Source organism: uncultured Mailhella sp. (genome assembly GCF_944324995.1).
GTDB lineage: Bacteria > Desulfobacterota > Desulfovibrionia > Desulfovibrionales > Desulfovibrionaceae > Mailhella.
Genome location: NZ_CALUYL010000018.1, coordinates 52028 through 63821, shown reverse-complemented (window position 1 = coordinate 63821; position 11794 = coordinate 52028). Strand labels below are relative to the sequence as shown.

The following is an 11794-nucleotide window of genomic DNA, read 5'->3' as shown; positions in this document are numbered from 1 at the left end:
CTTACCCGTTCCTCTCCGGCGGCAAAGGTGAAGGCGGCCTCTTCGCCGCTTCTGCCGAAGGACGGCGAGGACGCGGGCAGGGAAAAGCCGCGGGCCGTGCAGCCGAGATAGAAGTCCACGCGTTCGTCGTCGCACTGCACGGCCAGCCTGTCGGCCAGAAACGCGGCCGGGCGCAGACCGAAGATCTGCCCGAAGTCCCGTTCCTCGAAGGGCAGGCGCAGTTCGCGCAGCAGATCGAGCACACTCTCGCAGGGAAAGGAACGCAGCACGGCGCGCACCACGTCGGGAGCGTCGGTGAGGTAGTGCGCTTCCGTGACGGTGCGGTTGGTGAAGTTGCCGCGTCCGCCCCCGGCCAGGGAAAGCTTGACGCCCGGCCTGTCGTGACTGTCCACAAGCGCCACGGAAAGCCCGCGACGGGCCGCGTTTCTGGCGCAGAGAAGTCCTGCGGGGCCGGCTCCGATAATGGCGACGTCGTAAAGGAACATGAGGTCTCCTGAAAAGGCGTGGGCGCGCGGCCCGACAAAGGAAAGAGGGGCCCGGAAAGCGCCGGATCAGCGCTCGGCGCGCAGCGCCGTGACGAGCGCCACGGCCTTGATGCCCTGAAGCGCGCCAGTGAAGCCCAGCTTCTCTTCCGTGGTGGCCTTGAAGGCCACGTGATCGAGGGGCAGATCGAGCAGCCTTGCCACGTTGCGGCGGATGGCGTCGGCGCGGGGGGCGAGCTTCGGCTTCTGGGCTATCACGGTGAGGTCGGCGTGCACGAGGCGCACGTGGGCTTCGGCGGCCTTCGCGAGCACCTGATCGAGCAGCACCACCGAGGAAATGTTGTCGAAGGCGGGATCGTTGTCCGGGAACAGCTGGCCGATGTCGCCCCCGGCAAAGCAGCCGAGCACGGCGTCCATGAGGGCGTGGAGCAGCACGTCGCCGTCGGAGTGGGCGCGGATGAGGTATTCGCCGCCTATTTCCACGCCGCCCAGCATGAGCGGACGATTGCCGCCGTAGGCGTGAACGTCGTAGCCGTAGCCGCAGCAGGGCAGAGAAGGTTTGTGTTCGGCAAGCAAGGCGAGATCCTGTGGGTTGGTGATCTTGACGTTGTCCCGGTCGCCTTCCACGACGAGCACGGGAGAGCCGACGCGCTCCATGAGCGAGGCGTCGTCGGTGACGTTCCAGCCTTCGCGGTCGGCGCGTTCGTGGGCTTCGCGCAGCGCGGCGAGCTCGAAGGCCTGCGGCGTCTGCACGGCGCGCAGGGTCGCGCGCTCCGGCGTGCGCGTGACAAAGCCGCGCGCGTCGGTTTCCTTCACGGTGTCGGTGACGGGCACGCCCGGAATCACGCCGGAAACCGAACCTTCCCGCAGCGCGTCGGCAAGCCTGGTCACGAGAGCGGTGCGCAGAAAGGGCCGCGCGCCGTCGTGAATGAGCACGGTGCGGCAGGCCTCCGGCAGCGCGGCGAGCGCGTGGCGCACGGAATCCTGACGCCGCTCTCCGCCCGCGGCAAAACGAAGGGGCACGCCGCAGGATTCTTTGGCGTTGAGCTCGAGCGCTTCCTGACGGGCCCTTTCCAGACGCTCTTCGGGAAACACGAACACCAGACCGTGAATCAGCGGCGACGCGGCCATGGCGCGCGCCGAATGCCACCAGAGCGGCGCGCCCTGGTAGGGCAGAAACTGCTTGGCTTCGCCGCCCGTGGCCTCGGCCATGCGGCGGCCCTGACCGGCGGCGAGAATGACGCCCCAGCATTCGTTATGCATGCTCACCTCGCGGATAACAGGATGGGGAGGGAACTTGCGCTCCCTCCCCATGATAAAAGGAGTCGGACTATAAGCCGGGTTTTGTACCGTTCCGAAGAACGGCGGCTGTCATTCCTCTAGAGACGCGGTTGCCCGCGCCTTCAAGCAACCTACCCGGAAACCATGGGCCGGGCCGGCCGGTTTCCCTATTTGGTTTTGCTTCGGATGGGGCTTGCCTGGCCTGACGTGTCGCCACGTCAGCCGGTGAGCTCTTGCCTCACCGTTTCACCCTTGCCGTTCCGAAGAACGGCGGTCTGCTTTCTGTTGCGCTTTCCAGCGGTCGCCCGCTCTGGCCGTTAGCCAGCATCCTGCCCTGCGAAGCCCGGACTTTCCTCCCCGGATCCTGCGATCCGCAGCGACAGCCCGTCCGACTCCGAATTCGTGCGCGTTGCAGCGTTCAGCCGCGCCAAATGCGGCTGAGCTCCGACGCCTATTCCGCGCTTTCCGCAGCCTTGGCTTCGGGCTTGGGCGCGTTGGGATCCTGATAGTCGTGGGCCCAGTACATGAGACGCTGGCAGTTCGGGCAGCTCATGATGTGGTTGCCGCGCTGCAGATCAATGAACACCTGCGGCGGAATGGCAATGTGGCAGCCCGAGCAGATGCCCGCTTCCACGGGCACGATCACCGGATGACGCAGACGGTTGCGGATGAATTCGTAGCGGCTCAGCACGGGCGGGGAAATGAGGGCCGCCACTTCGGCACGCTGGGCTTCCAGCGCTTCAAGACGGGTGCGGCATTCGGCGATGCGCTTTTCCAGATTTTCCTGCTGGCTTTCGAGCTCGGCCTTGAGTTCGTTCCAGGTTTCCTCCACGGACTGAAGATTGCTCTCCTGCAGGGAACGTTCTTCCTGCAGGGCCATGCGCTCTTCCTCGCGGGTCTGGTTCTGGCGTTCCATGCTGTCCATTTCGCGGATCATGGCCTGATATTCGCGGTCGTTTTCCACCTGCATCAGCTTGTTCTTGCTGTTGTTCAGGCGGGATTCGTCGTCCTGAATGTCGGCGTCGAGGCGCTTCTGCTGTTCCTGCAGGTGCTGGAGCTTGTCCAGAATCCAGTTGCGCTGGGTGTCCTGCGAGTTGAAACGCTTCTGCAGAGATTCCACTTCCTTGGGAGCGGCTTCCATTTCGGCCTGCACGGCGTGAATGCCGTCGTCCACGTGCTGGAGAGCCACAAGCTGGCGGATCTGTTCAATATAGAGGCTCACGACAGTACCTCCGGTACTTCAGAAAGAAAGGTCAAGGGCAGGAAGGGATCCCTGCCCGGCAAAAACGTCACCGTCACGTCGTCAAGCTTCCTGTCCAGAAGCAGCGCGAAGCGGCGTATCATTTCTTCTTCCAGGGAAAAATGCCCCACATCAAGAATTGCCATGGGGCAGAAATTCGGGCTGCGCGCATCGTGGCGCGAGGCCAGGGCCAGGGCGTCGTGATACTTCACGTCGCCGGTGATGAACACATCCGCGCCCGTGGCCGCGGCTTCCTCAAGCAGCGAGGAGCCGGATCCCGTGCACACCGCCACGCGGCGGATTTCCCGGTCGGGATCGCCGATGAGACGGGCCACGCCGCACATTCTCTCAAGCGGCAGCGCTTCGCGCATGACGGCGCAAAGGCGCGCAAGGGACATGGCTTCGGGCAGCCTGCCCGCGCAGCCGAAGCCGCCTTCGATCACGGAGCCGTCCGGCGCGGTGAACGTGCCCGTCTTTTCCAGAATCACGCGGTCTTCAAGGCCGAGCAGATCGGGCAGCCAGGCGCTCGGGCCGAGGGGATTGGCGTCGAGCGTGGTGTGGCTTGCGTAGAGGGGCACGTCGTTGCGGTACAGAATGGAGAGCGCGTCGGTGTAGCCGTTCAGTGCACTCGTCCAGGCGGGGCGCATGGCGAGCGGATGATGCGTGAGCACCATGTCCGCTCCGGCTTCCACGGCGGCGCGCAGCTGTTCGGGCGCAGGGTCGAGACACACGGCAAGATGGCGTATGTCGGCGCGGGCCGAGGCCACCTGAACGCCGGAATGATCCCATTCCGCCATAAGCGAAAGGGGAGCCGTCTGTTCAATGATGCTGATAAGCTCGCTCTGAAGCATGGGTGCTGCCTTCTGATACAAAAGCGTGGATATGCCGGGGAATTCATATTTCTAGGGAAACTTCTCCCCTTCGTCAAGTTCCTTTGCGGCGCGGGCCCGGGGAAGAGGGGAAAATGCGCTCTGCCGGACGCGGCGTCCGCGCTTTCGGGCAAGGACAGGCGCGGGGCGCATCGCTGATCCGGAAGGGCGGCAAGGACAGGCGCGGGGCGCATCGCTGATCCGGAAGGGCGGCAAGGGCGGGGGCGGCGGGAAAAGCGGCACGGCCTTTCCGCCTGCCGTCGTGTTCGTCGGCCGGAAGGGGCGATGTTCAAGGGAAAACATAAAGGTTTCCCACAGGTTCCCGATACGTTTGAGGGCCTGCAAGGCCCGCGGGCACCGGGCCTCTGCGGAACTTTTTTCTTGGCGAGCGGCGCGGATTGCGGTAAGGGAACGCCATGCCATCCTTCATTTATATTACCGACGTTTTTTGTCCCTGGTGTTTCGGCTTTGCTCCGGTCATGGAGAAGCTTGTTGCGAAGCATTCCTTTCCCGTGCGCGTTCTGTGCGGCAATCTTGTGGACGAGCCCGAGCAGACTTCGGGCATGGGCACGCCGCGTCTGCGGGCGTTTTTCCAGCGCCTTTCCGACACCACGGGCCGCAAGCTCGGCAGCGGCTTTTTCGGACTGCTGGAGGAGTCGGGCAGCGTACTCATGGACTCCTCGCGCTCCGCGCTGCTCATGGCCGCGCTCAAGAAGCTGGCTCCCGGCCACGCGCTGGAGCAGATGGAAGCGTTTCAAAACGCCTTTTATGAAGACGGGCGCGACGTGCTCGCTCTCGACGTGCAGGCCGACGTGGCGGCGCGCTGGGGCGTGACGGCACAGGCGCTTTCGCAGGCTCTCGCTTCCGAGGCCGTGCAGAAAAAGGCGCAGAAGGAAATGGACGAGGCCGAAGAGATTCTCGGCGATTTCGTGGTGTACCCCACGCTTTTCGTGAAGACGGACGACGGAGAACTGCACGCCGTGGCGCGGGGCTTTGCGCCCTTCGACGAGGTGGAAGCCAAAATCGAGGCCGCGCTTGCTTCCGGCGAATCGCTGAATGCGGTGTCGGGCTCGGCCTGCGGCCTGAACGGCGAGTGCTGCATCCGCTGACGAGCGCTCTTTGACGCTTCCTGCACCGGCGCGTTGCGTGCCGCTGAAACTCCGCTCGCGTGTTTCCTGCGGAGTGGCTCGACATCCGAATGAGCTGTTCTGCGTCTTCTGCGCAGCTGACGGAGAACGCGCGGAGCCATTGCGCCCGAACGTTATTCAGCGCGTTGCCCGACGTTCTGCCGAGCCGTTCGGAGTCGCGCAGCGTCGCCTTGCGCTGCGCCCCCCAATTAAAAAGTTTTGAAAGAGAGGATGGGGGCCCGGGGGAAGGAGGGAAAACTTTTTCAAAAGTTTTCCCTCCTTCCCCCGTCCTCTATTCTATTCTTATTCTATCCCAAACTCATACTGTTCGAGCTTGTCGAGGATGGCGGACATGACCATGGCCATGACGCCGGAGACCACGGCGGCGGTTTCCGTCGGGACTTCGGAGACGCCGCGGTTCAGGAGGCGGCGGAAGAACACGTCCGGGCACTCCTGGGTTTTGGTTCTGACCATGGGATCCACGTAGGCGCGGAAGGCTCCGTCCACGAAGTCTTCGGCCTCTTTGGGGCTGTAGCCCAGCTTTTGCAGCATGCTCTGCGTGACGCGCAGGTATTCCACCACCACGACGTTGGGGGCCTGCACCATGAGTCCGTAGAGCACGGCGGCGTGAACGTAGGCCCGCCATTCCAGCATGAGCCTCTTTTTTTCCTCGTCCGTAGCGCAGGGCAGCTGGGCTTTCTGCGCCATAGCCAGCACGCCGTTTTCTCCGGTGTTCAGCTCAAAAAGTATGCCTGCGGCCTGCACGGCCGTGGCTACGTCAAGTTTCTTTTTCATGCTTCCTTCCTTGCGGGACGGCATGCGCTGCAAAAGAGGGCCGCTCAGGCAGGGCCGGAAACGCGGCGCAGGCACGCGCGCATCTCCGGGCGCCCGTCAGCTTGCCGACGTTTCCCGCATCTTGCCGCGGACTCCCGCCTTGCGGGCGGTTTTTTGCCCGGCGTGCGCGGAGGCGCGGGCGGCGGGCCCGCAGAACAGACCGCCCTGTTTTGAAACAGCACGTCGCCGTCTTATTTTTCCTGCGCCTTGGCCGGTTTTTCTTCCGTATCCTCGCCGAAGCGTATGCCCGCCATCATGAGACCGATGGACTCCACGCGCGCTTCGTCGGAACGGGGAAACACGTCGATGAAGCGGCCCCGGTACATGACGGCAAAGGTGTCGGCCAGGGTCATGGCTTCGCGCAGATCGCTTGTCACGAGCAGCACGCCCGCGTGGTCGCGCGCGTCCAGAATGCGCCGCCACACTTCCTCCATGGCTCCGATGTCCAGCCCCTGCGTGGGATTCTCCGCCACAATCAGACTTGGCTCACGGAAAAATTCCCGTCCGAGCACCATTTTTTGCAGATTGCCGCCGGAAAGCGATCCGGCCGTGGCGTGCAGGCCGTCGGCCACCACCTGGTATTCCTCCATGATGTCCGCGGCCGCCGTGGCCGAATGACGCCTGTCCAGAAATCCGAAATTCTGAAAGCCGTTGCGGTTGGTGAGAAGGAAGTTGTCCAGGAGATCCAGCGACGGGCAGGTGGCAAGCCCCTTTCTGTCTTCGGGAATGTACACCATGCTCCGACGCCCCATGCGCGTGCGCATGAACTCGCTCCAGTTCTTGCCGAGAATGCGTACGGAACCGCCTTCGGGCTTTGCTCCGCCCGTGACCATTTCCACGAGCTCGCGCTGACCGTTGCCGGCCACGCCCACCACGGCGAGCACTTCGCCGCGCCGCAGCGTGCAGCTGAGAGACTGCGCCATGCCGCAGCACGCGTTGTCGAGTTCCAGCAGCACTTCGCCCTTTTCCACGGGGGTCTGTTCCACTTCGGTTTCCATCTGACGGCCCACCATGCGTTCGGCGAGCTCCCGTTCGCCCGGCACTTCGGAGCGCAGAAAATGCTCCACAATCTCGCCCCGGCGCAGAATGCTTATTTCGGTGGCGAGGTCCAGCACTTCCTTCATCTTGTGACTGATGAACACGATGGCTTTGCCGTCGGCCGCCATGCGCCGCAGCGCGGAGAAAAGCTGACTGATTTCCGGCGGCGTGAGCACGGCGGTGGGTTCGTCGAGAATGAGCACGCGGCAGTCGCGGTAGAGCAGCTTGAGAATTTCCACCCGCTGGCGCTCGCCCATGGAAAGATCGGAAATCATGGCGTCGGGATTGATTTCAAAACCGTAGCGTTCGGCAAGATCGAGCACTTTGGCGCGCATGGCCGCAGGATTCAGAATGCCGTGCGCCTGACCGAGCATGAGATTCTGCGTCACGGTCATGGCCTCGACGAGCATGAAGTGCTGATACACCATGCCGATGCCCGCGGCCAGGGCGTCGCGGGGGGAGCGGAACGGCGAAGGCAGGCCGTCCACGAAGATGGTGCCGGAATCCTGCCGCGACTTGCCCGAAAGTATGGACATGAGCGTGGACTTGCCCGCGCCGTTTTCGCCGAGCAGGGCGAGGATTTCGCCGGAACGGATTTCCAGGGAGATGTTGCGGTTGGCCCGGACGGGGCCGTAGCTCTTGCAGATGTTTTCCAGACGAATCAGGGGCGGGGTGCCGTCCGCGCTCTTTTTCGCTGCAAAAGAAGGCGTTTGTGCCATGGCTAGTTTCCTTTCGGCTGCGCGCGGCCGCCGGTATTGTTTTTTTCCAGAAGATTTTCGCCGTCGTCCTTGCGCAGAAGGACGAACACGAAGGCCGAGGCCGCGGTGATGAGGCCCACGGCCACGAAGGTGCAGTGCAGGGCGTGCAGTTCTCCGGAAGGGCCGGAGAAGAAGCGCAGCAGCGCGGTGCTGATGGCCACGCCGAAGCTGACGGTGAGATTCTGCGTGACGGAAAGCAGACTGTTGCCGTCGCTGGCCGTTTCTGCGGGCAGCTCGCCCAGGGTGATGGTGTTCATGGAGGTGAACTGTCCGGACATGAACATGCCCTGAATGAGAAGCTGAATCACGAGCAGCGTGAGGGGCCAGCCGGGGCGCTGGAGACTCATGAAGAGGTACATGCCTGCGATGGCGAGGGTGAGAAAGAGCAGCACGTGGCGGTAGCCGAAGCGGTGGAGCAGGCGCAGCACCACGGTTTTTGTCATGATGGAGCCGATGGCCGGGGCCAGCATGATGAGACCGGCCACGTCGGCGGAATAGCCGAGGCCCACCTGAAGCATGAGCGGCACGAGGAAGGGAATGCTTCCCGTGCCCAGACGGGCGACCATGTTGCCGGCGATGCCCACCCGGAAGGTGCGGGTGCGGAAGACCTTGAGCGAAATGAGCGGCGAGGGCGAGCGGCGGGCGTGGAAGACGTACAGCGCCACGGCCGCGAAGCCCAGAACGATGAGGGTTGCGGCAAGCGTGGGGGAAGAAGTTTTGCCGCCGGTGAGTTCCAGCCCGGCGGTCATGGAAATCACGCTTGCGCCGATGATGCAGAAGCCCAGGGCGTCGAAGCGTCCGCGGGGCTGGCGGAAGTCGGGAAAGCATTTCAGGGAGTAGAGAAAGCCGATGAGGCCGAGCGGCACGTTGATGAGGAATATCCAGTGCCACGAGGCGTAGGTGACGAGCCAGCCGCCGATGATGGGCCCCACCACGGGCCCCACCAGCCCGGGAATGGTGATGAAGTTGAACACCCGCACGAAGTCTGCGCGGGAGTAGGCGCGCATGAGGGTGAGGCGGGAGACGGGCACCATCATGGCCCCGCCCACGCCCTGCACCACGCGGGCGGCCACGAGCTGCGGCAGGGAATGGGACATGGCGCAGAACACCGATCCGGCCACGAAGAGGGCCACGGCCGAGAGAAACACGCGTCGCGTGCCGAAGGTGTCGGCCAGCCAGCCGCTGAGGGGAATGAGCATGGCCACGGTCAGCGCATAACTGATGACCGCAAGCTGCATGGTGAAGGGAGCCCGATGCATGGACGCGGCTATGGAGGGAAGCGCCGTGTTGAGAATGGTGGAGTCGAGCATCTGCATGAAGAAGGCCGCAGCCGTAATCATGGGAAGCCCGGTAAGCATGTCGCGGGAAGTCAGCATGGGAGTATCCTTGGCTTTCGGGCCTGTTGTGATAACAGGTCGATTCTCCGGGAATTTTCACCAAAAAAGAAAAGAGTTGCAACCCCCTTACAATATCATTCCCCCGGTTCTTTCCTGCCGGATGAAAGGCTCCGATGCGGGGCGCGTCCGCCGCGCGATCCTGCGCGGCGTCGAGACTTTCGGCAGGCGGGCGACGCTTTTTGCGGGCCGACTCGGCGCGCCGGTCGGAGGCGGCGTCTTTCCGTCTTTCCCGCCGGGCCCTGCGGAAGGCGCATTCGCTGCGGAGCCGGAACGAAGGCGATGGTCGGTTCGCGCGGCGCGTCCCTTGCCGGAGTCCTCGTCGTTTGGTGCGTCTCGTCCCCGCGGGAGGGCTGGTCGGTGCGCGTGGGGCCTGTGCCCGGGCGTTTGCCGTCTCGCTCCGCCCGGAACCGCGTCCGCTTTGCGCCGCGCCGTCCGTTGCCGTCCGGGCTGCGCCGGGGCGTCCTGTTCTTCCGGGGGCCTGAGTCCTTCCCGGCGTCGGCTTGTTCCCTGCGGGCGAGTCGTCCTTCCTCGCGTCGCCTCGGCGCGCTTTGCTGCCGCAGCGCGCCCTTCTGGCCCCGCGCTTTTCGCCCCGCGACCCGACGAAAAAGACGCCGGGAGCGCGGACGTTCGGCGCTTCAGGCGCTTGCTACGCGCCGGGAGCGATGTTCTCGCCGAGCGCGGCCGGAGCGTTTCTGCCCTTGCCTCTGGCCGAGGAGAACAGCAGCGCAAGAATGGTGAGCGCGTAGGGCAGCATCATCATGAGCGACGAGGGAATGGTGGTGCCGAGCGCCTGGAGCCTGAGCTGAAAGGCCATGATGCCGCCGAACAGATACGCGCCGAACATGGCGCGGCCCGGCCGCCAGAACGCGAAAATGACCAGCGCCACGGCAATCCAGCCCTTGCCCGCGGTGAGGTTGTGGGTCCACATGTGCGTGGCGCAGAGGGAAAGATAGGCTCCGCCTATGCCCACGAAGAAGGCTCCGGCAAAAATGCCGAGCCAGCGCATCTTGACGGGATCGAGACCTGCGGCCTGCACGGCGTCGGGCGATTCGCCGGAAGCGCAGAGCGCAAGGCCGAGCGAGGTTCGGCGGAAGAACCACATGACCGCCCACGGCAGAATATAGGAGAGGTACACGAGCGGATCGTGCTGAAAGAGCACCTGACCGATCACGGGAATGTCGGAAAGCAGCGGAATGTCGAAGGGCTGGAAGCCCACGGTCTTTTCGCCGATGAAGGGCGCGCCGAGGTAGTCGGAAAGGCCCACGCCGAAGATGGTGAGCGCAAGACCGGACACGGTCTGATTGCCCTGAAAGATCAGGCAGACCACGCCGTGAATCAGACCGAGGCAGCCTGCGCCGAGGCCTGCGGCCAGCGCTGCCAGCCACGGATTGCCCGTTTTGAACTGCACGATGAAGGCGAAGAACGCGCCCATGATCATCATGCCTTCCACGCCGAGGTTGAGCACGCCCGAGCGTTCGGTGATGAGTTCGCCCATGGTGGCGTACAGAAGCGGCGTGCCGGCGAGCACCGTGGCGGCCAGCAGCGCGACGAAGATATCCCAGGTCATGCCGCACCTCCCTGGCTGCGACCCGTTCTCACAAAGGTGTAGGTGTAGAAGAATTGTCCGGCGAGCACGCAGAGCAGAATGCAGCCTTCGAGAATGCCGCCGAAGGCCGCGGGCACCTGCATGTCCACCTGCAGGTTGTCCGTGCCCACGAGAAGCCCGGCCAGGAATATGGAAAAGAGCGCGATGGAAGGGGTGCGCAGGCGCGAGAGCCACGCCACCACGATGGCGGTGTAGCCGTAGCCCGTGCAGAGGCTGGGCTGGAGCCGGTTGAACGTGGCCGAAACCTCCACGCATCCGGCCATGCCCGCGAGCGCGCCGGAAAGCGTGAGCACGAAGACCAGCAGAAAGCCGTAGGGAATGCGCGCGTACCTTGCCGCCCGCGGATTTTCGCCCGCGGCGCACAGTTCAAAGCCGAGCCTCGTGCGCTGCAAAAATATGGAAACCGCCACGGCCGCCGCGAGGCACACCAGAATGCCCGCATGCACGTAGCCGATGACCTCGGGGAAGATGGCTTCGTCGGGGAACATGGCCGTCATGGGGAAGCCCATGCTTCCGGGATCCTTCCACGGGCCGTACACGAGATAGCGCATGAACTCGATGCCTATGTAGTTGAGCATGAGCGTGGAAATGATTTCATTGAGGCCGAACTTGAGCTTGAGCAGACCGGGCAGCATGCCCCACAGGCCGCCGGCGACGGCCGCGCACGCCAGCATGGTGAGGAGCATGGCCGGCATGGGCAGATCGGGAAAGGTGAGCACGGCCCAGGTGGCTCCCACGCCGCCGAGGGCGAACTGTCCTTCCGCGCCGATGTTCCACACCTTCATGCGGAAGGCGATGGACACGCCGAGCGAGCACAGAAAAATGGGAATGGCCTTGAGCATGGTGTCCTGAAGCGCGTGCAGGCTTCCGAACCCGCCCTGAAACAGCACCACGGCGGCTTCGACGGGCGACTTGTCCTGAATCATCAGCAGCAGGGAACAGAACGCCAGGGCGATGAGAAGCGCCGCCGGCAGCACGACAAGCCCGGCCCAGCGATGAGGGGTCTGCCGTCTGACGACTCTGAAACCGTCCATGATTCCTCCGAAAATACCTTGATGCCCCGGATGGCTATGCTTCCGGCGCGGTTGCATGTCATAATGCCGCAGAGCGGAACGTCGGCCTTTCGCTTCTGCGAGGGATGTTTGCGCGAGTCCGGCGTCCG

The 11794-nt window shown here is 64.0% G+C and carries 10 protein-coding genes and 1 other RNA gene; 1 reads left to right on the top strand and 10 read right to left on the bottom strand.

Annotation, left to right across the window (positions count from 1 at the left end):
• The 5 genes from Q0K02_RS08480 to Q0K02_RS08460 all read right to left on the bottom strand — a co-directional run.
• Positions 1 to 485: FAD-dependent oxidoreductase (locus Q0K02_RS08480; RefSeq protein WP_294487385.1), on the bottom strand; the 485-nt coding region annotated here is incomplete at its 3' end.
• Positions 486 to 551: 66 nt separating this feature from the next.
• Positions 552 to 1745 (bottom strand): 2-C-methyl-D-erythritol 4-phosphate cytidylyltransferase, encoded by a 1194-nt coding sequence (gene ispD, locus Q0K02_RS08475; protein ID WP_294487381.1) that lies wholly within the window; start codon positions 1743 to 1745, stop codon positions 552 to 554.
• Between the two features lie 54 nt (positions 1746 to 1799).
• Positions 1800 to 2159, bottom strand: an RNA gene (gene rnpB / locus Q0K02_RS08470) — RNase P RNA component class A.
• 55 nt (positions 2160 to 2214) lie between these two features.
• Entirely contained in the window at positions 2215 to 2985 is a 771-nt protein-coding gene (locus tag Q0K02_RS08465; protein WP_294487379.1) for a C4-type zinc ribbon domain-containing protein, read from the bottom strand.
• Positions 2982 to 3854: a Nif3-like dinuclear metal center hexameric protein gene (locus Q0K02_RS08460; protein ID WP_294487376.1), complete on the bottom strand. Its 873-nt coding sequence runs from the start codon at positions 3852 to 3854 to the stop codon at positions 2982 to 2984. The genes Q0K02_RS08465 and Q0K02_RS08460 overlap by 4 nt, the downstream gene beginning before the upstream one ends.
• Before the next feature lie 434 nt (positions 3855 to 4288).
• Between Q0K02_RS08460 and Q0K02_RS08455 the strand changes: the two genes are divergently transcribed.
• The gene (locus Q0K02_RS08455; protein WP_294487374.1) at positions 4289 to 4981 is read left to right on the top strand and encodes a DsbA family protein; all 693 of its coding nucleotides are present in this window, start codon (positions 4289 to 4291) and stop codon (positions 4979 to 4981) included.
• Positions 4982 to 5302: 321 nt separating this feature from the next.
• Here Q0K02_RS08455 and Q0K02_RS08450 read toward each other — a convergent pair whose 3' ends face one another.
• The 5 genes from Q0K02_RS08450 to Q0K02_RS08430 form a co-directional block, all read right to left on the bottom strand.
• Positions 5303 to 5794 carry a hypothetical protein gene (locus tag Q0K02_RS08450; protein WP_294487371.1) on the bottom strand — a complete coding sequence of 164 codons (492 nt, stop codon included), beginning with the start codon at positions 5792 to 5794 and terminating at the stop codon, positions 5303 to 5305.
• 230 nt (positions 5795 to 6024) lie between these two features.
• Positions 6025 to 7590 (bottom strand): ABC transporter ATP-binding protein, encoded by a 1566-nt coding sequence (locus Q0K02_RS08445; protein WP_294487367.1) that lies wholly within the window; start codon positions 7588 to 7590, stop codon positions 6025 to 6027.
• Between the two features lie 2 nt (positions 7591 to 7592).
• Positions 7593 to 9005, bottom strand: coding sequence for a multidrug transporter subunit MdtD (gene mdtD, locus Q0K02_RS08440; RefSeq protein WP_294487364.1), 1413 nt, complete (start codon positions 9003 to 9005; stop codon positions 7593 to 7595).
• A gap of 667 nt (positions 9006 to 9672) precedes the next feature.
• Entirely contained in the window at positions 9673 to 10593 is a 921-nt protein-coding gene (locus Q0K02_RS08435; protein ID WP_294487362.1) for an ABC transporter permease, read from the bottom strand.
• Positions 10590 to 11666 (bottom strand): ABC transporter permease, encoded by a 1077-nt coding sequence (locus Q0K02_RS08430; protein ID WP_294487359.1) that lies wholly within the window; start codon positions 11664 to 11666, stop codon positions 10590 to 10592. Before Q0K02_RS08430 ends, Q0K02_RS08435 begins: the two co-directional genes overlap by 4 nt.
• Positions 11667 to 11794 lie beyond the last annotated feature (128 nt).